General features: G+C 39.0%; 19 protein-coding genes. 5 read left to right on the top strand and 14 right to left on the bottom strand.

The genetic code is table 11. The features are described 5' to 3' along the window. Positions 1-328 precede the first annotated feature (328 nt). From PO903_RS09030 to ppk1, 3 genes are all read left to right on the top strand, one after another. Entirely contained in the window at positions 329-1264 is a 936-nt protein-coding gene (locus PO903_RS09030; RefSeq protein WP_069327507.1) for a polysaccharide deacetylase family protein, read from the top strand. A gap of 146 nt (positions 1265-1410) precedes the next feature. Further along, positions 1411-1638: a hypothetical protein gene (locus PO903_RS09025; RefSeq protein WP_069327508.1), complete on the top strand. Its 228-nt coding sequence runs from the start codon at positions 1411-1413 to the stop codon at positions 1636-1638. A gap of 161 nt (positions 1639-1799) precedes the next feature. Further along, positions 1800-3944 (top strand): polyphosphate kinase 1, encoded by a 2145-nt coding sequence (gene ppk1, locus PO903_RS09020; protein WP_069327509.1) that lies wholly within the window; start codon positions 1800-1802, stop codon positions 3942-3944. Here ppk1 and PO903_RS09015 read toward each other — a convergent pair. The 7 genes from PO903_RS09015 to PO903_RS08985 form a co-directional block, all read right to left on the bottom strand. After that, positions 3877-5433 carry a Ppx/GppA family phosphatase gene (locus PO903_RS09015; RefSeq protein ID WP_137225453.1) on the bottom strand — a complete coding sequence of 519 codons (1557 nt, stop codon included), beginning with the start codon at positions 5431-5433 and terminating at the stop codon, positions 3877-3879. The two genes, ppk1 and PO903_RS09015, sit on opposite strands and share 68 nt — an antisense overlap. Positions 5434-5695: 262 nt before the next feature. Beyond that, entirely contained in the window at positions 5696-6349 is a 654-nt protein-coding gene (locus PO903_RS09010) for a type 1 glutamine amidotransferase domain-containing protein (RefSeq protein ID WP_069327511.1), read from the bottom strand. A 522-nt stretch (positions 6350-6871) separates the two neighbouring features. After that, positions 6872-7696: a bifunctional hydroxymethylpyrimidine kinase/phosphomethylpyrimidine kinase gene (gene thiD / locus PO903_RS09005; RefSeq protein WP_273593196.1), complete on the bottom strand. Its 825-nt coding sequence runs from the start codon at positions 7694-7696 to the stop codon at positions 6872-6874. A gap of 40 nt (positions 7697-7736) precedes the next feature. Next, positions 7737-8963 (bottom strand): thiamine pyridinylase, encoded by a 1227-nt coding sequence (gene bcmE, locus PO903_RS09000; RefSeq protein ID WP_137225459.1) that lies wholly within the window; start codon positions 8961-8963, stop codon positions 7737-7739. Positions 8964-9006: 43 nt separating this feature from the next. Next, a complete protein-coding gene (locus PO903_RS08995) occupies positions 9007-9771 on the bottom strand; it encodes a class I SAM-dependent methyltransferase (protein ID WP_273593195.1) in 765 nt (254 codons plus the stop codon). After that, positions 9771-10772, bottom strand: coding sequence for a thymidylate synthase (locus PO903_RS08990; protein WP_273593194.1), 1002 nt, complete (start codon positions 10770-10772; stop codon positions 9771-9773). Before PO903_RS08990 ends, PO903_RS08995 begins: the two co-directional genes overlap by 1 nt. Beyond that, positions 10762-11229 carry a nucleoside 2-deoxyribosyltransferase gene (locus tag PO903_RS08985; protein WP_273593193.1) on the bottom strand — a complete coding sequence of 156 codons (468 nt, stop codon included), beginning with the start codon at positions 11227-11229 and terminating at the stop codon, positions 10762-10764. Before PO903_RS08985 ends, PO903_RS08990 begins: the two co-directional genes overlap by 11 nt. A 163-nt stretch (positions 11230-11392) precedes the next feature. Between PO903_RS08985 and PO903_RS08980 the strand changes: the two genes are divergently transcribed. Beyond that, complete coding sequence (locus PO903_RS08980) at positions 11393-11836, top strand: NUDIX domain-containing protein (RefSeq protein WP_241669436.1); 444 nt, start codon at positions 11393-11395, stop codon at positions 11834-11836. A gap of 328 nt (positions 11837-12164) precedes the next feature. Further along, positions 12165-13124, top strand: coding sequence for a polysaccharide deacetylase family protein (locus PO903_RS08975; RefSeq protein WP_273593192.1), 960 nt, complete (start codon positions 12165-12167; stop codon positions 13122-13124). A gap of 110 nt (positions 13125-13234) precedes the next feature. On the opposite strand, the gene PO903_RS08970 is transcribed toward PO903_RS08975, so the two are convergent. The 7 genes from PO903_RS08970 to PO903_RS08940 all read right to left on the bottom strand — a co-directional run bounded on the left by PO903_RS08970 (position 13235) and on the right by PO903_RS08940 (position 20779). Beyond that, positions 13235-13885, bottom strand: a complete 651-nt coding sequence (locus tag PO903_RS08970) for an S-layer homology domain-containing protein (RefSeq protein WP_273593191.1) — start codon at positions 13883-13885, stop codon at positions 13235-13237. Positions 13886-13912: 27 nt separating this feature from the next. Next, positions 13913-16063, bottom strand: coding sequence for a S8 family serine peptidase (locus PO903_RS08965; RefSeq protein ID WP_273593190.1), 2151 nt, complete (start codon positions 16061-16063; stop codon positions 13913-13915). Positions 16064-16362: 299 nt separating this feature from the next. After that, on the bottom strand, positions 16363-16662 hold the full coding sequence (locus PO903_RS08960) for a putative quinol monooxygenase (protein ID WP_069327521.1): 300 nt from the start codon (positions 16660-16662) through the stop codon (positions 16363-16365). A gap of 185 nt (positions 16663-16847) precedes the next feature. Then, positions 16848-17147 carry a putative quinol monooxygenase gene (locus tag PO903_RS08955; RefSeq protein ID WP_273593189.1) on the bottom strand — a complete coding sequence of 100 codons (300 nt, stop codon included), beginning with the start codon at positions 17145-17147 and terminating at the stop codon, positions 16848-16850. 94 nt (positions 17148-17241) lie between these two features. Next, positions 17242-18513 (bottom strand): threonine ammonia-lyase IlvA, encoded by a 1272-nt coding sequence (gene ilvA / locus PO903_RS08950; protein ID WP_137225473.1) that lies wholly within the window; start codon positions 18511-18513, stop codon positions 17242-17244. Positions 18514-18744: 231 nt separating this feature from the next. Then, positions 18745-19542: a DeoR/GlpR family DNA-binding transcription regulator gene (locus PO903_RS08945; RefSeq protein WP_069327524.1), complete on the bottom strand. Its 798-nt coding sequence runs from the start codon at positions 19540-19542 to the stop codon at positions 18745-18747. A 313-nt stretch (positions 19543-19855) separates the two neighbouring features. After that, positions 19856-20779: a nucleoside hydrolase gene (locus tag PO903_RS08940; protein ID WP_069327525.1), complete on the bottom strand. Its 924-nt coding sequence runs from the start codon at positions 20777-20779 to the stop codon at positions 19856-19858. Positions 20780-20942: the final 163 nt, after the last annotated feature.

Here is a 20942-nt window from a genome sequence, read left to right as displayed (position 1 = left end):
AATTACAGTCTACGATTCTATATTCCTGACCGACAGAGAGACCTTGCTTGATAGGTTCAACAATAAGCCTTTGACGTGATATTTTGCCATGTGATACTTATCACTACAGACAACTATACTCCTTCATCTCTCCAAACCAAGTGAATTATGTCACTGACAAACTTTTGAAAATGCGCTATGGTAAAGCGTTTGCAGAAGAAATTTCCTTTAATACCGGGATAGAACATAGAACCACAGCACCATAAAATTTTAGTTTGACGAAGCCGATATTAGATATAGAATGATCTCAGTGCTTATACTGCCAAGCGCTTAGAAAGGAGAAATAGTGATGCGAGCTCGATATTTATTTGTAATCATGCTCTATATTTCTATTGCATTTGTGATTACGTTTTACATACTTAGCTTAAAGTATCCACATGCTTCAGCTTTTTCTTATAAGACTTGCAAAGCTTCCTACGATACCAAGAATGACCTATTTGCTAACTTGCTCCATGCAGGCGAAGATAATGTAGCTTCTGCTTCTGAATCGATTAAGACGGCTCCTGAAGGCAAAGCTGCTCGTATTCCTGTGCTGATGTACCATTATGTAGTGCCTGAGAAATATAATGTAGAAAAGAAAAATAATGCTCGAATGAGCTTGGAGTCATTTAGCAAAGGAATGAAATATCTGCACGATCAAGGCTACAAAACAGCAACCTTGTCTGAATTGGAGCAATATGTGAATGGGGAGATCCAGTTACCTCAAAAAACAGTGGTTATTACATTTGACGATGGTTATCAGAACAATGTGGTCTATGCCTATCCTGTATTGAAGAAATACGGATTCCATGCTTCGATCTTTATCGTAGGTACCAAGCTCAAAAGCAAAACGCAAAAATTTCTACCTAAAGAAAAAACAACCATTTCACGCAAAGAAATGAAAGCGACCAAAGATGTATTTGAATATAATAGTCATACGTACAATCTTCATTACAAAAATACGATTCAATGTGGAGATACCGCTGCGGTGGGTCTAGAAAATGATCGTCTTAAAAATGATATTGAATTAATGAAAACCAAAACAAAGATTGATACCCCTTATTTTGCGTATCCATATGGAGAATATCAGGATCAAATGATCTATACGTTACGTGAAAATGGATATCGGATGGCGTTTACTGTCAGACCTGGATTTGTTCATCCTGGCGATGATCTGATGCATTTACCGCGTCTGAATGTGAATTCTCATACCGAACTCAAACATATTCTGAATTTAAAAGAATAACCAATACCTGATTGCCTCTATGCTTGAATCATCTGCATATGAAGCAATCGGGTATTTTTTTCATCATTAGCCTATTATCAAAAACAAGCGACAAGGGTAATATATTAAAAATAAGCGATGTAATTATCTGAAGGAGCACATACTTAATGACATTAGCCGAATGTTTGAGTCATTTACATCATGATCTATTACTTGTTAATATGCACAAGCCCGGTTATCTCACCCGTTCAGTTGCTGAATTGCAAAAAACGATTTCTCCAGACATACTGAATGAAGAAGGTTATGAACTGCGTACCCATGGTTTTAACTTTGGACGCACCCAGAAGAAAGCGATTGGCAAAGTGAATGGCCCTAATTTATGGAACGAATGGTAATCAGCCTTTACACAGCGTTAACAATTGCACGTTATAATGACTCTATATGAGTCGTTTTGACACTTTATGACAAAGGTATTCGTATGATTTGGAATTACACATACTGCAAGTTACACTAGATAAAGAATATAGTTGGATAACAAAGATTAAGCGGAGGCATTATGGAAAATAAACAAGTGAACCATCCTACTCACTCAAGCTATATTAACCGTGATCTAAGCTGGATCGAATTCAACAGCCGGGTACTGGAAGAAGCTCAAGATCCAGACGCTCCCCTGTTAGAACGTATCAAATTTTTGGGCATTGTATCCCGTAATCTAGACGAATTTATGAGTGTACGTGTTGCTGGTATTCGCAATCAAATTAAAGAAGGTTATCTCAAAAAAGACTTTACCGGCTATACTCCGTCTGGTCTATTCAAACGTCTGACCAAAAAAGTAGAAAAAATGGTTCATACTCAATATCGTACATACCGTGAACTGATGCGTCTACTTGGTAAACAGGGCATTACGGTGAATCGTTATACCGATCTTAGTATCGCTCAGCGCAAAGCAGCAGATACTTATTATGAAGATGTCATTTTCCCTGTATTGACACCGATGGCAGTCGATCAGAGTCGTCCATTCCCATTGGTACATGGATTGAATGTCTACCTTTCTGTCGTGCTAGAGCATGGCGGTCGTGAACCCATTACTGAGAATGAACATGATGCGTTCTATTTTGCTATCGTACAGATTCCTTCTAATCTTCCAAGATTGGTTTCTTTACCTCACCGTCAAAACAGTAAAAAACAACAGTATATTATGCTTGAAGAATTGATCTGTCATCATATTCATACGTTGTTTGGAGGCTATCAACCTGTAGGGGTAAATGCTTTCCGTTTGACTCGGAATACCGATCTGGATATTAACGAAGAAGAAGCGGAAGATTTGCTAGAAGAAATTGAAAATAAACTACGCAAACGTCGTCGTGGTGCACCTGTACGTCTCGAAGTTGAAAAAGATTTCCATCCTTTTGCACTTCGTATGTTACAGGAAGAATTCGATGTGTCTGAAGCCGTGTATGAAATCGATGGACCTTTGGATCTTGGATTTTTGCTACCATTCTCAGACTCTATACAAAATCATGAATCGTTACGCTATCCACCAGAGATTCCACGGTATGCCCCTGAATTTCCAGAAGGCAGTGATACCGACTTTTTCAGCGTCATTAAAGAGCGTGATGTATTGCTGTATCATCCGTATGAATCATTTGATGTAATCAGTGATTTTATTGAACAAGCGGCTGAAGATGATGATGTCATGGCAATCAAGATGACGTTGTATCGTGTAAGCGGACGTTCTTCGATTATTCAAGCGCTCGCCAAAGCTGCTGAATCGGGTAAACAGGTAACGGTTGTTGTTGAACTTAAAGCTAGATTTGATGAAGAACGTAATATTGCATGGGCACGTACTCTGGAAAAAGCAGGTTGTCATGTGGTCTATGGTCTAGTTGGACTCAAAACACATGCCAAATTAATTCTTGTGGTACGCCGTGAAGCCGATGGTCTCAAACGTTATATTCATATCGGTACAGGGAACTATAATGCGTCTACTGCTAAATCATATACCGATATTGGTCTGTTAACGGTAAATCCTCATATTGGTGAAGATGCATCAGAAGTGTTTAACCATATTACAGGCTATACTGAAAGTCATGAATGGCAAGCCGTAGCGGTTGCGCCGGATACGATGATGAATAAATTTATCGAATTGATTCAACGGGAAGCTGAACATGCACGCAAAGGTAGACCTGCACGCATTATTGCCAAAATGAACTCGTTATCCAATCAACAAATTATCGACGAGTTATATATCGCTTCTCAAGCAGGCGTGAATATCGATCTAATTATACGTGGAGTGTGCTGTTTACGTCCGGGTGTCGTTGGCTTGAGTGAACGCATTACCGTTCGCAGTGTAGTCGATCGATATCTGGAACATTCACGGATCTATTCTTTTGAAAATGGTGGCGATCTTGAAATCTGGCTATCCAGTGCAGACTGGATGACTCGTAATCTAACCCGTCGTGTAGAGCTGATGTGTCCATTGTTTGATAAAAACACAAAAGCCACTATGCAGCGCATTCTAGCTCTTATCCTTGAGGATAATATCAAAGCTAGATTGCTACTACCTAGTGGCAGTTATGAGCGATTTGATAACGGTAAACCTCCGTTACGCAGTCAATTTAAAGCGTGGGAAATTAATTCTTGGAAACCATATGTACCACCAGTCTCACTCTTACGTCCCACTCCTTCTCCAAATCTCTAACCGCTTCCGTAATTTCGTGTGTTTCCATAGAGGCTTCGGTATGACAGTGAACTGTCAGCTCGAAGTCTCTTCCTTTGCGTACAGCGACTAAGCGATCAACAGGTTGCGTTTCGCTCACATCCATAGCAGCAGCTAATTGAAGAACAGCGCCTAAGCGGCGAATACGTTCTTCGTCTTTAGGATGAAGAATATCGGCGTACTCGGTAGAGATTCTTCTTTTTTTAATTTTGCCTTTACTGCCGAAAATAGCGATAAATGCGACTAGCACCGTTTCCCGATGATTAAGTCCAGCTACAGCACGAGTCGTTAATAGATAACGAGTATGCTCTTCAAAGTCGTGATAGCCAATTTTCATACCTACCCGATACATTAAAGAAGCGGTACGTAGGATTTTGCGATTAGAGACGTCTCCTTGACCTTCTCCAAGTGCTTCGTATAGTTCGGAAGATAACTGTTGCACCCAGCGTAAATGGCGTTGACGGGGCAAGGGCTCTCCGTGTAAAGCTGCACCGATCTCATATTCCAACACATCTTCGACAATCGCATTGTCTTTGCCACGTTCCCATTCGAAGAACAATCCATCACGTAGACCTGTTCCACTAATCACATAATGAGAACAATGCATATAACGGAATAACGTATTTAAAATAATAACCCCGGGCACAATAATATCACTACGGGTTTTGGATAGACCGGCAATGCGTTTGCGCTGATCATTACTCATAGCTGGAAGCTGTTGATAATAATAGTCAGTATCTTCTGCTTCTAGCGTATAATGATGAATCTGCTCCAGAGAATATTTTAATTTACGTTGATGCATTTTACCTACAGCACGAATCGTTCCACCTAGACCGACCATAGGAAGATCAGGGTGCTCACTAATCCATTCATGCTTTTGCGCGGCATCTAGCACCAGTTGTCGAAGTTCTTCAACCGAAGACTCTTCCCAACGCCCAGTCGTTTCATTGCCGAATCGCACATTCATATTGACAGCTCCGAAAGGAAAAGACACACTGGAAACGCGAGCACGATCACGGAATAAAGTAATCTCTGTACTTCCGCCTCCAATATCAATAATATAACCGTCTTCGATATCAATCCTGTTAACTACGCCAATAAAGCCGTAATGCCCTTCCATTTCACCCGGTAACAGTTCTATCGTGAGTCCAGTTTCACGGTTCAAGTAGTCGATGACTTCTTCGCCATTACTCGCATTACGAATAGCCGCTGTAGCCACAGCACGAATCTCTTCTACTTCATACGCTACACTGACTTCAGCAAACTGTTTTAGAACAGGAACGATCACACTGACCGCTTCAAGTGGCATATCTCCTTCAGGTGTAACTATTGCACTTAGACGAGCAGATTCTCGACATTCTTTGAGAACCTGATATCCGCCTCCATCCCCTGTTTCATAAATAACCAGACGAATCGAGTTCGATCCTATATCCATAATCCCTACACGGCGACGTTCTTCCTGCTCTCTCATCGTAGCTCCTCCTGACCTGTACAAGCTTCTATTTACAAAATATGCATCGTATCTTGATTACAGTTAAAGTCAGTCTATCTTATTTGCATCATTGTCACAATCGTTTATCTATCTGCATACGTATATATTTACTTATACAATCTTTGAGATATCATCGATGTGATCGGTAAAAAGAAATCTGAAAAACAAAAAGCCTCTGAGGAAATCCAGAGGCTTGATGCTTTTTTAAATATATCTATAGATATAAAGGAGAAGTTAACAATTATAGCAATTCAAGCATCGCTTTCGCTGTGCTTTCACTAGAAGCAGGGTTTTGACCTGTTACTAATTTGCCATCAACGATAACATGGTCTGCAAAAGCAGAAGCGGCTACAAATGCTGCACCTTGCTCACGCAATTTGCTTTCTAATAGGAAAGGAACATATTTAGTCAATTTCACCATATCTTCTTCTTCATCTGTGAAACCTGTAATGTTTTTGCCTTGTACATAGTAAGTACCGTCTGCTTTTTTCACATCTACTAATGCACCAACGCCATGACATACAGCGCCAACAACACCATCATGTGATTCTGTATCATGAATCAATTGAGCGATCACAGGGTTGCTTGCGAAATCGACCATAGGACCGTGTCCACCTGCAAATAATACACCTGCAAAGTCGCTTACATTTACGTCTGCAAGAGCTTTAGTATCTTCAAGCATATCTGCTACCGATTGAAATTCAGCAGGAATACCGTCTGGAATAGAGTTTTTATCCAGTGTTACTTTACCGCCTTTAACCGATACGATCGTAGGTTCTACGCCTGCATCTTGAAATACATGATAAGGTGCAGCCAATTCTTCTAACCATAGTCCTGTTGGGTGTCCGTTCATTTCTGTAGCACTTGTCGCTACTAACAATACTTTTTTAGTCATATTAATCGACTCCTTCGAAGTTTTATATTTTTAAAAGATTAAGATGTATTACGTATATGAAACGAATGCAATCGTTAGTTATATACTCCACTCAATACATAGTATACAACTTTTTTGTGCACAATCAAATTTTTAGCAAAAAAATTTTGAGTATGAAACAATAAAGTACACTACTTTAGTATCGTCGCTCTCTATTACTTTAACCTTAAATCAAAGCTGTCAAACGATATACATAAAAATGATTACTTTCTTTGCTTGTTATTTTACCTTGGTTGCTACAATTCGCCCTATCTCCACCAGAAGAAAATATCTAATACAGTGTGCAAAAAAGATTCTAGCTTTTTCTCTTTGTTTCGTTTAGACCGCTTTGGTTTTCGTTGCATACTTCTTTGTCTCCTTATTCGCTTTATATTGCCTGTCTATTTAAAATGCCAATAGGGTAGCAAAAAATGAACAGATTAAAGGACATCCTTCTAATCTGTTCGATAATTTCATTATCCTTCACTGGATAGCTTCAACTTATTAAATGAGCTTGGTTGAATCACTCTGACGCAATCCATGTTGATACAAATCATAAAAATGGTGCGTAGGACCGGGACCTGAACCCAGATTCAACGAATGACGAATCGCTGTGGTTACATAAGCTTTGGCCTGCTTAACCGCTTCTTGTAAATTACCACTTAATGCAAGCCCTGCTGCAATAGCAGAAGAATACGTGCATCCTGTACCATGTGTATTCAAAGTAGGAATTCGTTTTTCTGTAAAATAATACATTTGCTGACCATCATATAATATATCTGTAGCTTCATCGCCAAGTGAGTGTCCACCTTTGATAAGTACATGACGTACGCCTTGATCGGCTATTCGCTTAGCAGCTTCTTCCATATCCTGCATCGATTCAATCGTGATCCCTGTAATCCGCTCTGCTTCTGGAATATTAGGTGTCAGGATATCGGCAAGTGGTAAAATGTCTCGAATCAATGTACCTACTGCCTCTTGTTTTATTAATGGGCTTCCATTTTTGGCATACATGACAGGATCGATCACAATATGTTCAGGACGATACTGCTTAAGCTTATAAGCAACAGCTTCCATACAATCACGATCCGATAACATACCAATCTTAACAGCATCTGTGCCGATATCTTCATAGATTGCATCAATCTGATCGCTGATTATTTCTGGCGTGATATTCTGAATACTGATTACACGAGCTGTATTCTCAGCCACTACAGATACAATCACACTCATACCGAATACACCATACGCTGAAAATGTTTTGAGATCTGCCTGTATGCCAGCGCCTCCGCTACAATCAGAGCCTGCAATCGTTAGTAATTTTTTCATCATTCGTCTCCTAATCTCAATAGAATAGAAGTAGCTTTGGTTACTGCACAGCCACTGTTGCTAAGCGATCTGTAATAGTGACTTTGGCTTGTTCGATCCAGTTTCTTGCATCTGGTCCCATTTTGAATATTTTGTTATCGGGATGAGTAGCAATCGGGATCAATTGGCTATAAATCGGGAATTGCTGTTGCATTTTTTGATATACACTATGTCTTGCAGGTAACAAATATTGAGGATACACTTTAGCATCATTTGGAGAAATAGCATCTACCATCGTTTGACTAGCTGTAATCACATTTGCTAATTTGATAGCAATGTCTTGCTTGGCAGGATCTGTAATAGCCGAATTCACACCAACCATATCTCCATAAAACACAGGAATATCTGTCTTATTGGACATGGAGATCGTTTTAAAATTCACATCATCTGCATAATCACCCATACTAGACATTGCTTCTGTATATCCAATAAATGCACGACCTATACCGCTACGGAACCAATCTGCTCGAATATAAGCATCGTTGTTGTCAGGCCAGTACTCAATTTGATCTTTACCGCCCATTTTTTGTAATTGTTTTAGACTTTTAAATGCTTTTGAATTTAATGTATTAGGGTCAGGTAAAACGGTATAATCGCTATATTCTTGACGAGTATCTAACAACGCATCAAGGTACATAGCTGCTTTGGTAGTACCGCCAGACATATCAATCAGCAACCCTTCATTATTGTCAGGAATAACGCCTGTCGATTGTCGTTCACCTAAAATGCGATATAAGTCGGGTACACTACGGACAGAGGCAAGGGCTGTATCATCTTCCCGATAAAATAATAAATTCGTACACACAATTTGTGGAATACAATATGCCGCTCCATTTACTGTGCATCCTTCCATCGCAAAATCAATAATATCTTGACGATCTTGAATTTTATTTTGTGGTATCGCTTTCAAATAACCCTTATCTACAAAATGAGATAAAAAAATCGCATCAAATACGAACACATCTATATTCGCATCTGGATCAGCTTCATATCCATCCCATTTGACAAAATTCAAGCGTACATTAGGCTCGACTTCTGCCCAATTTTTCACTACGGCTTGCTGAAAACGTTCTGGATCAGGAACATAATCGTATAATGCTACATTGATGACTGTTGGTTGATCTGTAGCCGCTGCATAACTGTAACTAGCATTGGGCAGGATACCAAACATCATTAGAAACGAAATAACAACCAAAAATCCTTTTTGGCGAACAGTACTATTCCTCATTATTATTACCCCATCTCTTTGTATCGATTGGTCTATCACATGCTTACGCCGATTTTATAGCTTTATAGATAACAAAAGGGGCTTGATACTGCTCATCACCCCATTTCGAGTGATCGTATTGCTCCTCATACTGACGCAACTTGCTGACCGAAATATCATCAATACATGGTTCCATGATCTGAATAGAATCAAAACCTGCTTGTTCTAACATCTCTTCATAAAAATGCTTGGACCAATAAAAATCATTTAAGATTAAATCTGAACTTTCAGGAATCTTGAGAAACTGTTGTTTGCGGTCTCCGTCTGTATATTTCTTTCCTTTTTCTCCATTGCGAAATGTAGTGAACTCATATCCGGTTGCATCTGGATTCGAATCCAATACTAATAACGGTTTGCCCGGCTTCATTACTCGGTAGATTTCTGTAAGCATATGACGAATATGATCTACACTAGAATTATTAATAATCACAAAACAGTTCACAGCGCAATCTATCGAATCCGACTCTAAAAAGTCTAATTGATTATTGTGAATCAATTGATAATTGATCTGCGGATGTGCTCGTTGATCTGTTGCTATTTTCAACATATTCTCTGACTCATCTACAGCAATGACTTGATAACGCTGGTGTTGATTTGCTATGCGTTCAGCTACTTTTCCAGGACCACAGCCATAATCAAGGATCGTATGAATAGTAGGATCTGAATCCAACACAGCAAACAAATAACGGAACCCTAAGATATCTTCTAACATATCGTTATACGCATTGAATTGAGTGGATACAGTATTTTCTTTCCAAGAAGTATGCATTACATCTCCTCCATTATGATCGAAAAGTAAGATTCCCACTTCTGCTGAACAAGCATCTGATAAAGGGGAATCAATTTTTGGTAAAGCGCATGGTCTATTACTTGCTTTTGTTGAATCGATTGATACACAGCGAATAGCAAAATCACCTGTTTCCAGTAATCATCTATATCCAAACGATCAATATCCACTGGCTCTAAAGTTATTGTTCCTTGTCTAAGTTGCTGTTCATACTCAAAAACAACTTGCAGATCTGATCGATTATCTTTTAGAGGCATAGGAGGAAAAGGATAGGCTGGTACAGTTCCGATCTGTTTAGCTTTGGAGAGTACTGTCTTCGTCTGGACATAATCTGTCTCGTAAATGTGGACAGAAGCTACATTATGATAGTATTTCCCCACCTCTAGTCCCAACTCGGTAGCCATAAGTTCTTGTAGAAAAGTAAACGAAAATACATCACTCAGCATGCCACGGTAAGCATCATTTGCACGCATATAACTACTCATATACAGTTGACCTTCACGGATAAAAAACTGCAATCCGATGGTACAAGACACATCAATATTTTCTAGTTGAAGTACTTCACTGGCATCAAAAATAGATAGAAATGCACGTTTGGAATCAGGATCTTCACGAAGCACTTCTTTAATACGCTCCCATTGGTTCAATCGCTTATCCCCATATGCAAATAATTTGGGTCCATAAGCTGTTCCTGTTAATGTGCGACCGTCTGCCGAATATTTGCTCATATTGCTAGCATAATAACGGATAAAGTCCAGATTATTACTACCTGATAGATACCATAAAGCTTCTGCAAAATTAAAAATAATATTGGTCTTCCGCTCGGGTACATAACAGATACGTTCAATAGGAGACTCAATTCCATACGTATAATTCAGAACTTCCCGGCTTCGGTTGCCACGTGGCTGATTATAGAATTGCGGCTTATGATATACCTCGGCAAGCGTATACAGATACGCATCATGAAAATGATTAAAGATCATAAGCAATAAGCCTTTCTTGCAATAGCTGTTCCAACTGCTGAATACAATCTTCTTCCGTATGATATGTTACATAATCAACAGGACATACTGTGTGTAAGCCTCTCACCAGATAAGCGTACTGTTCAAGATCATGATCTAACAGTAAAATCATATTTTTCTGCATAGCAGATGCCCAACCTATTTCGATATGAGTTCCTGGGGATGCTGGGATACCGGGCAAAGCTACAAATAAATCACATTTTTCAATCTCGTCAAAATCAATTTTGGTGCATTGTTCTGGAGGCATAAATTTCTGTCCCCATTGTTCTCTTTTATGCGCATTATGTACCTCATAACCTCGACTTTCAAAAAAATCGATCAATCTTATTAAGAAATTCTGCGTCCCTTTTTCCAAGGTAGCTGTTTCCATATTCATTAGATTTTTAAAAGGAGCTGCCAAAAATAATTTTTTATTCATATTCTACCCTCCAATGATATTTAATTTACAATATATACTAAATAATATCATTTAATGTTATTTTAGTAAATAAAGGGTATTAACTCAAAATGTTTTCTGATCTAAGGAAAGTGTATAATAGACTCAAAATCCAATGATTCTATTTCGTTTAGGAGGAAATACTTTGTCTGTCGTTATTGATGAACTTTATGCAGGGATTGCTGTCATTATTTTTAATGCCGAGGGTCATGTCTTTTTGCAACAGCGGCTTGATGTCGGACAATGGGGCATACCTTCAGGACATGTAGAAAAAGGAGAAACAGTCACGCAAGCAGTTGTACGAGAGCTGAAAGAAGAAACAGGATTAGATGTAGAAGTCACACGCTTAATTGGGGTCTATTCTGATCCAGATAGCCAGATTTTTGAATATCCTAATGGAAAAAATGTTCATTTTATTACCAATTGTTTTGAAGCAATTATTATCGGTGGCGAGCTTATCGTCGATCCTAAAGAATCGCTTGATTATCAATTTTTCCCTACCGATCAGTTACCCGCCAATCTACTTCGTATGCATCCTAGATGGTTAGCCGATGCGCTAGAGCAACGACCTCAAGCTTTTATTCGATAAATCTTCTCATATCGGTCAGTAAGCAAAAAGAAGGCAGACCTTTATTAAGGTTGCCTTCTTTTTGCTTACTCATTATTTCACTTAAGAAATGAAGCCTTTATTCAGATTTCCTTACCACCCTTTTTTTACCAACCATAAGCAAAAATATTGTTACTATTTCAAGAAGACGATGTAACTTTTTATATATTCATTTCGTTTAAAATAAAGTTCAGATGTTACATTTTATGTTGTGTCGATCTTAATTACTTGTTGTGTCCATTTAAAAAAAGTAGCATTTGTCCGATAATAAGATTTTACCACCTGGCTATGAAGGAGTACTTAAACACGAATGAAAAAGCATTGGAAAAAATATGCACTTGCCCTCATGGCAGTATTACTGGTTGTCTATGTTCTCGGGGTGAATTTCCCCAAATCTTCTATCCTTGCACATAAAATATGTAGCTCATGGGTCGCTGCTCAGAATGAAGTCTTTTATTATGAACATCGTGATGCACTTAATCAACGTAATGTTGCACTAGCCGCAGATTATGTTGCTCCTGAAGGTACAGCCGATAAGATCCCTGTACTGATGTATCATTATATTACCCCTAAAAAGGATAATACCGAGCCTACTAATAATTCGATTGTAAATTTAGAATCATTTGAAGCAGATATGAAATACTTACACGATAACGGTTACCATACGGCAACTCTCCAACAGTTAGAACAATATGTGGATGAAGAAATTTCGTTACCTGACAAAACAGTCGTGATCTCATTTGATGATGGGTATCAAAACAATATTATCTATGCGTATCCGATTCTCAAAAAATATGGATTCCATGCAACATTATTCGTGATTGGTTCACGGATTCAAGACAAAACGACAGCATTTGATCCCCACAAAACAAGCTATGTATCCAAAGAAGAAATGGAAGCTTCTAAAGATGTATTTGAATATAACAGTCATACGTATAATCTACATTACAAAACTTTACTTCACTGTGGCGATGATTATGCTGCTGGTATGAATGAAGCAAGCTTTATCGCTGATGATAAAATTATGCGTTCTGAAACAGGGATCAATACTCCTTACTTTGCTTATCCATTCGGGGATTTCCGTATGCAAATGGTCTATGCACTGAAAGAGTCTGGATATCGTATGGCATTTACAGTACACCAAGGATTTGTCCGACCTGGAGATGATCCACTGACCCTCAAGCGATTAACGGTGGTATCGAATACAAATATTGATGAGTTGCTTCATATGAATCATGATCCGGATGGTACTTCACCTGTTGCTCCTTAATGTAGATATTCACACCACCATAGAATAGATCACAAAAAAAGCTACTTCTCTATAGGTCATCAACCTATAAACAGAAGTAGCTTTTTTGTGGTCATCATTCGTACGTTTGTTTAATTCGCTGCTGGTAAAGCAGGCAGATCTGCTGGATTCGAAGCTTCTGTAGGACGATCAAGCAATCCGCCTACACCGTAATCTGCAAAGTTTTTGATAAATTGAAGGGCTTCTGCACGAGTTAATGCTTTGCTTCCTTTAAAAGAAGCGATCGACACTTGAGAAGCATCACTGCCGTTAGCTAGACCTAGAGCTAACATATATTGAATCGCATCATTGCCCGTATAATTCACACCTTCGGCAGAAGAGATCAATTGTGCAACCCCGGTACGAGTAAGAATCTGATTACGAGTAGTTGTATTGGTATAACTGCTCACTGGATAATTCAAAGCTTTGGCACGAGCATAATAAGGATTTGCCCAGTTCCCTGTTTTACTACTCGTCACTTCTGGTTCAAATGTGCGAATCAACATCGCTAGAAATTCAGCTTCGCTAACTGTTTTGTTTGGTTTGAACTGACCATCTTTGTATCCATTGACTAAGCCTGCTTCATATCCCCATTGAATCGTATCTTTTGCCCAGTAACTATTCGAAATATCTGAAAAAGGAAGCCCATCGGCGGCTTGTGCTTTGGTAGAAGAGATTGTGCCCCATAAAGAGAATGCCAGACATAGGGTAAGCCCTATTTGAAGCCATGATTTGATTTTCATTGGTATGCACCTTTCTTATCTATATTTTTAACGTGTTGTAAATTGTAAGATTAGTGGCGTGGTGGATGAGACTTGTTGATCACTTTTCGCTGTTGGCTTCGCTTTAATGCCTTTTTCGATAATGATATTGTACGTTTCGTTTTTGGCAAATCCACTTGCTGTTGGTGTGATAAAGATACGATTCCATTTCACCGAGACATTTACATTAGTTACTACTTCTCCATTACTGTTAAGCACTGTGACATGATCCGGTGTCATAGAAGAGGAATCGATATATTTGTATTGTTTATTTTTGAGTGCAACTTGCAAGCTGATACTTACCGGAATCGAAGGAGATAATTGCGCTTTACTTGGCAAGTCTTTGATTCCCATCGTTTGCTTAATCTGTGATAATTGCTTTTGGAAATTAGCATCACTTACATTTTTGCCATCAAATTTAGCTTTAAGCCAGTCTGCTGCTTTACCTGATGTTTTGGCTGTATTGAGTTGTTGTGTTGCTTTTTGAGTCGGTGTTGGTGTTGGAGCAACAGCTGGTGCTGTAACGGTTGTACTTGGTGTTGATGGTTGGCGTGGAATACCGCCGCCACCACCGCCTCCGCCCCCACCACCAGATGGAACAGCAGCGACTAGATTAGTTGGTGCTGGTGTGGTAACCACAGGTACAGTTACAGCTGGTGTTGGCGCGAATACAGGTGTTGGTGTTGGAATAACTGGTTTACTTTCCACTACAGGTGTAGCTTCAGTAGACGGTGATAATGTCTGACCTGAGATGGATTTCCCAGTGGATTCGTTGCCTGTTGTATCTACCGTTTTTAGTGTAAATGAGTATGTTGTCGATGGAGACAACCCTTCCGCTTGATATACATTTTTGGTTACAGAAGTTACTAATTTGCCTGTATCATTATAGACATTTACTTTTGCAAAATCTTTGTCGACCGGGTTCTGCCAGTTCAATGTTAAAGAGTTCGTTGTTGCTTGACTGACTGTTAATCCATTTACTTCTGCTGGGGCTGTTTTATCTACTTTAGGAGCGAAAGTAACGAATCCATATCCATATAAATTGTCTCTTCCTGATGCTCCTAGATCGACAATATAATCTTCCAAATCCGTACGTAAATTCGCAATCGATTCCGAAGGATGTTCTTGTTTTAAAATTGCTAGTATACCTGCAATATGAGGAGCCGCTTGAGAAGTTCCGCTAGCTACAGCATATTTACCATTTAAATACGTAGACACAATATCAACACCAGGTGCAGAGACTTCCACTTTAGGACCTGTAGAAGAAAAGTCGCCCCGATTCAAATTTTTGTCGACTGCGGCTACAGCGATCACGCTACTATATTGTGCAGGATAATTGACTGTATCTGTTCCTGCTCCACTATTTCCTGCAGAACAGACCACTAAAATACCATTGTTATACGCTTTATCGACCATATCGTGTAATGCTTGTGAATCATATTCAGTTCCTAACGACATATTGATAATATCCATACGATTTTGGATCGCCCAATCGATTCCTTCTAACACGTCTTGCAGATTTCCTTTGCCATCTGCACCTAATGCTTTGACACCATATAACTGCACGCCAGGAGCCGTTCCTGTTACAGCGCCATCGCCACTATGAGCAGCAATAATGCCACTTACATGTGTTCCATGCCCATTATCATCTGCGTATGAAGTTGTATAATCGACTGTGGATACACCACCAGCAATCGTAAGTTCACTATGAGCGGCTACTCCTGAATCGATAACAGCTACTTTGATACCTGATCCGTTGTATCCTTTATCCCACATTTGATTAGGTTGTACCGCTTGATAATTCCATTGCGATTGCTCTGTTGCATTGACAGTAGATCCTAATACTTGAAAATCAGAAGAATCGGTAACTTGAAACGGAACATTACGCTCGATATACGCAATATTGGGATCTTGCACCAAATCTTGCAATTCACCTGCACTGACGGTTGCGGATACCGCAGGTAATGTTTTGAATTCATGTTGTACTTCTACACTTTGCTCGATAGCAGCTTCTTTACCTGCTTGATTTTTATATACGATAACGACTTCTTGATCTGCTCCTGTGATAGAAGGAGCAGACTCTTCTCCATATACTAATCCGGTATGAACCAAAGATAATGTAAGCAGTGACGAGACTACGATAGCTATATATTTTTTCATTCAACTGATTCTCCTTTTTCTCTTATAAAGTAATGCCTTACCTACCACTTGCTATCTATAATACGTAGATTCTTTTGATTAAGATTACGTAAAATTAAATAGCGAAAAATATAATTTAAGACAGTAAATATTCTTTTTTGGTACTGATCAGATCCTGTCTACATTAGTCTTTCGAGTAATTTCGACATTTATCTTATAAGATTTATCGGACGACTTTACAGAATTATGTATACTAATTATAAAAAAAAGCCCTCTCCAATGGAAAGGGCTTGGTCTTACGTAAATTGATATATATGGAATTAACCTCTTGGTACTTCTGTTGCGTTGAACAGTTTCGCATCCAAAGGTGCACCTGCAAATTCTTTCATATCTTTAACGAATTTTTGGAAATGAGCACTTTGGTTGTGTTCTTGTACAGCTTGCTCATCTTTCCATTCTTCTACCATTGTGAAGAAGTTAGGTTGGTGAAGATCGCGCATCAATGTATAACGGATACAACCTGCTTCTGCTTGAGAAGCGCTAACCAAACCTTCTGCTTCTACTAAAAATTCTTCTACTCTGTCAGGTTTAATCGTGATATTAGCATGAATAACAAACATATAAGTAAACCTCCTATAAGTATATAATGTAATATGATTTTTTTAATGTTCTAAAAACCTCACTTACTAATTATAACCTATATGATGACAAAACCCAAATGATATTGCAAACCTACAATATCATCGTACAAAAAGCTACCTCTCGAAAGAAGTAGCTTTTGTGTGGGATAAGCTTATTTTACCTATTAAACAACAGGCAATTGCATAACTTCATATACTTTGACTTTCAAAGGTGCAGCTGCCATATCTTTTGTATCATTGATATGCTTGAGAAAATGAGCACTTTGTTCGTGAGCTGTAAGCGCTTCTTGGCTTTCCCATTCTTCGACCATCGTGAATAGGTTGGATTGATGTAAATCCACCATCAATGTATAACGAATATTGCCTTCTTCTGCTTGTGAAGCATTTACAAAAGGATCAGCAAGTTGTAGAAAATTTTCTACGTGTTCGGGTTGGATCAATATTTCGGCATGAATTACTAACATTGGGGTAAAGCCTCCTATAAATAATAAACTGGCACGACTTATTAATTATATAGTAATTCCGCTCAAAACCCAACTATAACTCTAAGAATACTCATCAGATCAGCAAATTAAACAAATTCAGATCACGATTAAGTTCGGTGTATTTAATACCATGTGCTTCCATTCGTTCCACTAATGCACCGTAATCTTCTGGTGTACTCAGTTCAATACCTACCAGTGCTGGGCCATTTTCTTTATTGTGTTTTTTGGTATATTCAAAGCGAGCGATATCATCATTCGGCCCTAATACTTTTTCCAAAAATTCACGCAAAGCTCCCGCACGTTGAGGGAAGTTGATCATAAAGTAATGCTTCAATCCTTCATAGATCAATGAACGTTCTTTAATCTCTTGCATCCGATCAATATCGTTATTGCCGCCGCTAATAATACAGACTACTGTTTTGCCTTTAATCTGCTCGCGATACATATCAAGCGCCGCAATAGGTAATGCGCCTGCTGGTTCAGCTACAATCGCATTTTCATTATACAGATCCAGAATAGCCGAACATACTTTACCTTCAGGCACTTTCACCACATCATTTAATACATCACGGCAAATATCAAAAGTAAGCTGACCGACACGTTTTACTGCTGCACCATCAATAAACTTATCAATTTCACCAAGTGTGACTACTTCATTACGAGCAATAGCTTCACTCATCGAAGCCGCACCTGCTGGTTCCACACCAATCAATTGTGTGGATGGACTCATCGTATGCATGTATTGACCAACACCAGCAGCTAGACCACCGCCACCAATCGTAAGGAAAATATAATCAGCAGGTACGTCTAGACTTTCCATAATTTCCATACCGATTGTACCATTACCTGCAATAATCTTCGGATCGTCAAATGGATGAATAAATGCCATCCCTTGTTCTTCACACGTTTTCATTGCTTCTTCATAAGCGTCATCAAATGTATCACCAACCAGAATCACTTCTACATTTTTGCCACCGAATTTTTTCACCATTTTCACTTTTTGATTCGGTGTGGTACTTGGCATATAGATTTTGCCATGAATATTCAGAGCATCACAAGAAAAAGCTACACCTTGCGCATGATTACCTGCACTGGCACATACAATCCCTTTGTCTAATTCTGCTTGGGAAAGACTACGAATACGGTTATACGACCCGCGGATTTTGAAAGAACGAACGACTTGCATATCTTCACGTTTCAAAAAGATATTACATTCGTATCTTTCAGATAATGTATTATCTCGTTGTAAAGGGGTACGTACGATTACTTCGCGTAATACATGATGGGCACGTACGATATCTTCCATGCCTACGATTTGCGGATTATATTCACCAGTTGCTGTCATTGATTCTCTCCTCACTCCAAACGCCTCATTGATCTCAACCATCTCTATACGGTTCTCAACGTTTTCTCATTTATCTAAAGTACTCCTAACGTACCCTATTTTCAAGCTTAACCGATGAATTTGTTGAAAATTAATCTAAAAACAGCAAAAGACTTACCTTTTCAAAGGGTACAAAAAAACCTTTTCCATAACGGAAAAGGCTTAATTGACTACTATAAGCGAATATGATGGCTACTCGACAACGATCACATCAACGCCCATATCTTGCAAATCTTGAATCGCTTCTTGCGGTAACTGATCATCGGTTACAAAACGATTCAAATCTTCCATACCCATTAGGCGCACCAAAGATTTACGACGAAACTTCGTACTATCGGTTAACAAAATGAGTTCATCGGAGATCTCAATAATCTTCTTCTTCAATTGTACATGTGCTTCAGAAGGTTCTGTTAATCCGCGTGTCAGATCAAATCCATGACAGGAAAATAGAAATTTATCCACATGATAACTTTCGACCATTTTCTCTGCATGAATCCCTGTGTTCGCCATAGAATCTCGATCTAGATACCCACCGATCAAAATGACATTGATCTCGGTTTTTTGCACCAGTTCATTGGCAATCGCTAGTGAATACGTCAGTACAGTTAGTGAACGATTCGGTAATTGCTTGACCAAATGTAAACAGGTTGTACTGGCATCTAATGCGATCACATCGCCAGGTTCAATTAAAGATAATGCGTATTCAACAATCGCTTTTTTCTCTTCTAGATTCTGTGTTTCACGTTGTACCGCAGGCGATTCATATTGTTCCCGATTCCGGTTAAATACGGCTCCACCATGGGTACGCACCACAGCACCTTCATTTTCCAAACGTTCCAAATCACGTCTTATCGTCTCTTCAGTCACTTGAAAACGGCGGCTTAGTCCGGATACCCGTACGGTTCCTTCCGCTTCCAAAATTCGCAACGTCTCCAGCTTGCGTTGTGCTGCGGATGTAGTATCTTGTCGCTTTGGATTCTTGCTGCTCATGGAATTACACCTGGCCTTACTATTGTATATTGTCAAACGTATATAGATCAGCATCTAGTACAATGCTCATTCGTGTCGAAACGATTCGTGTAAGCGTTTATCAATAGCTTTTAGCTACATATTTCAATGATACCGTATTTACCTTACAGTAACAATAAAAAATGAAAGAGAATGTCTACTTTAATCGGTATTTGTAACATTTTATGTATATTAATAAGATCTCATCATCTAAAGCCCACCCGTTATGCAAGACTACACTCATCTTACATTGAACAGATCGGCTCTGAATAATGATTACTTATAATAGAAAAGATTAGACGATTCGACTTAAAAAGTGTTTCAAAAAGCGAGAAGAATCTACATCTAATGCAACATCAATATGTGCCACAGCTGTATCGTGTTTGCCTGTCGTTTTGCCTAATGCGTCTGGATCGGTACATTCCACATGAATAGCATACGAAGTCGTGCGTACTATTGTAGGATCAATCGCTACGCCTACAGCTAATGGATCATGTAAAGCACAACCTTTGCCACCTGTTACAATCTCATTATAAGCACCCATGTAGAACTCCGTCATATCAGCTAAAAAGACAGATAACGCACTATTTTCCCGTCTCCATTCGTCCAAATGAACACCGGTGAGCAATGTTTTCATCGTGACATCCAGTCCTACCAATGTGATCGGCATTCCTGATGTAAGAACAAAAGCGGCTGCGTCAGGATCAGAGTAAATATTAGCTTCCGCATAAGGTGTAACATTACCCGGTACAGTAACCGCGCCACCCATCACCACTAATCGTTCAATCGTATTCACAATAGTAGGGTCTGTCTGAATAGCTTTGGCAATATTGGTCAACGGCCCTACTGCCACTACAGTGACTTTGCCTGGAGATGCTTGAATTTGCTGAACGATAAAGTCAGCTGCACTCATATGCTGCGCTTGACGTTCGGAAGGTTCCCGATACTGATTACCAATTCCATCTTCTCCATGAATATGACGGGCAAAAGGCTTCGTATATTCACGGCTCATCGGCTTACTTTCTCCTGCATAGACTGGAATTTCTTCACGCTCTAATTTATCTAATACGACCAGCGTATTACGCGTTGCTTCTTCGACTGTAATATTACCGAATACCGTCGTCACTCCCAAAATATCCAATTCCGGTGAATGAGCTGCATATGCCAGTGCTAACGAATCATCAATCCCTGTATCTACATCTAAAATAACTAATTTCATATATCCCGTTCCCTTCTTAATATGTTCATTGCATTTTATCATATGTGGTGGAAGTGTAAAGTGACAGGGTGTTTATGAGCATTTAAAAGTAGGGATTTTTAGTAAACTTGAATTCAATATATGAATGCTTTAACATATTAAAAGAAAAAATTACAACTTATGG

Origin of the sequence: Paenibacillus sp. PK4536 (genome assembly GCF_028594455.2) — a bacterium.
Taxonomy (GTDB): Bacteria; Bacillota; Bacilli; order Paenibacillales; family Paenibacillaceae; genus Saccharibacillus; species Saccharibacillus nuruki.
This window is presented reverse-complemented; position numbering and strand designations above follow the sequence as displayed.

Excerpts from the sequence above, each read along its gene's own strand:
- PO903_RS09030 (WP_069327507.1), top strand. The coding sequence starts at position 329 with ATGCGAGCTCGATATTTATTTGTAATCATGCTCTATATTTCTATTGCA.
- PO903_RS09025 (WP_069327508.1), top strand. The coding sequence starts at position 1,411 with ATGACATTAGCCGAATGTTTGAGTCATTTACATCATGATCTATTACTT.
- ppk1 (WP_069327509.1), top strand. The coding sequence starts at position 1,800 with ATGGAAAATAAACAAGTGAACCATCCTACTCACTCAAGCTATATTAAC.
- PO903_RS09015 (WP_137225453.1), bottom strand. The coding sequence starts at position 5,433 with ATGAGAGAGCAGGAAGAACGTCGCCGTGTAGGGATTATGGATATAGGA.
- PO903_RS09010 (WP_069327511.1), bottom strand. The coding sequence starts at position 6,349 with ATGACTAAAAAAGTATTGTTAGTAGCGACAAGTGCTACAGAAATGAAC.
- thiD (WP_273593196.1), bottom strand. The coding sequence starts at position 7,696 with ATGAAAAAATTACTAACGATTGCAGGCTCTGATTGTAGCGGAGGCGCT.
- bcmE (WP_137225459.1), bottom strand. The coding sequence starts at position 8,963 with ATGAGGAATAGTACTGTTCGCCAAAAAGGATTTTTGGTTGTTATTTCG.
- PO903_RS08995 (WP_273593195.1), bottom strand. The coding sequence starts at position 9,771 with ATGCATACTTCTTGGAAAGAAAATACTGTATCCACTCAATTCAATGCG.
- PO903_RS08990 (WP_273593194.1), bottom strand. The coding sequence starts at position 10,772 with ATGATCTTTAATCATTTTCATGATGCGTATCTGTATACGCTTGCCGAG.
- PO903_RS08985 (WP_273593193.1), bottom strand. The coding sequence starts at position 11,229 with ATGAATAAAAAATTATTTTTGGCAGCTCCTTTTAAAAATCTAATGAAT.
- PO903_RS08975 (WP_273593192.1), top strand. The coding sequence starts at position 12,165 with ATGAAAAAGCATTGGAAAAAATATGCACTTGCCCTCATGGCAGTATTA.
- PO903_RS08970 (WP_273593191.1), bottom strand. The coding sequence starts at position 13,885 with ATGAAAATCAAATCATGGCTTCAAATAGGGCTTACCCTATGTCTGGCA.
- PO903_RS08965 (WP_273593190.1), bottom strand. The coding sequence starts at position 16,063 with ATGAAAAAATATATAGCTATCGTAGTCTCGTCACTGCTTACATTATCT.
- PO903_RS08960 (WP_069327521.1), bottom strand. The coding sequence starts at position 16,662 with ATGTTTGTTATTCATGCTAATATCACGATTAAACCTGACAGAGTAGAA.
- PO903_RS08955 (WP_273593189.1), bottom strand. The coding sequence starts at position 17,147 with ATGTTAGTAATTCATGCCGAAATATTGATCCAACCCGAACACGTAGAA.
- ilvA (WP_137225473.1), bottom strand. The coding sequence starts at position 18,513 with ATGACAGCAACTGGTGAATATAATCCGCAAATCGTAGGCATGGAAGAT.
- PO903_RS08945 (WP_069327524.1), bottom strand. The coding sequence starts at position 19,542 with ATGAGCAGCAAGAATCCAAAGCGACAAGATACTACATCCGCAGCACAA.
- PO903_RS08940 (WP_069327525.1), bottom strand. The coding sequence starts at position 20,779 with ATGAAATTAGTTATTTTAGATGTAGATACAGGGATTGATGATTCGTTA.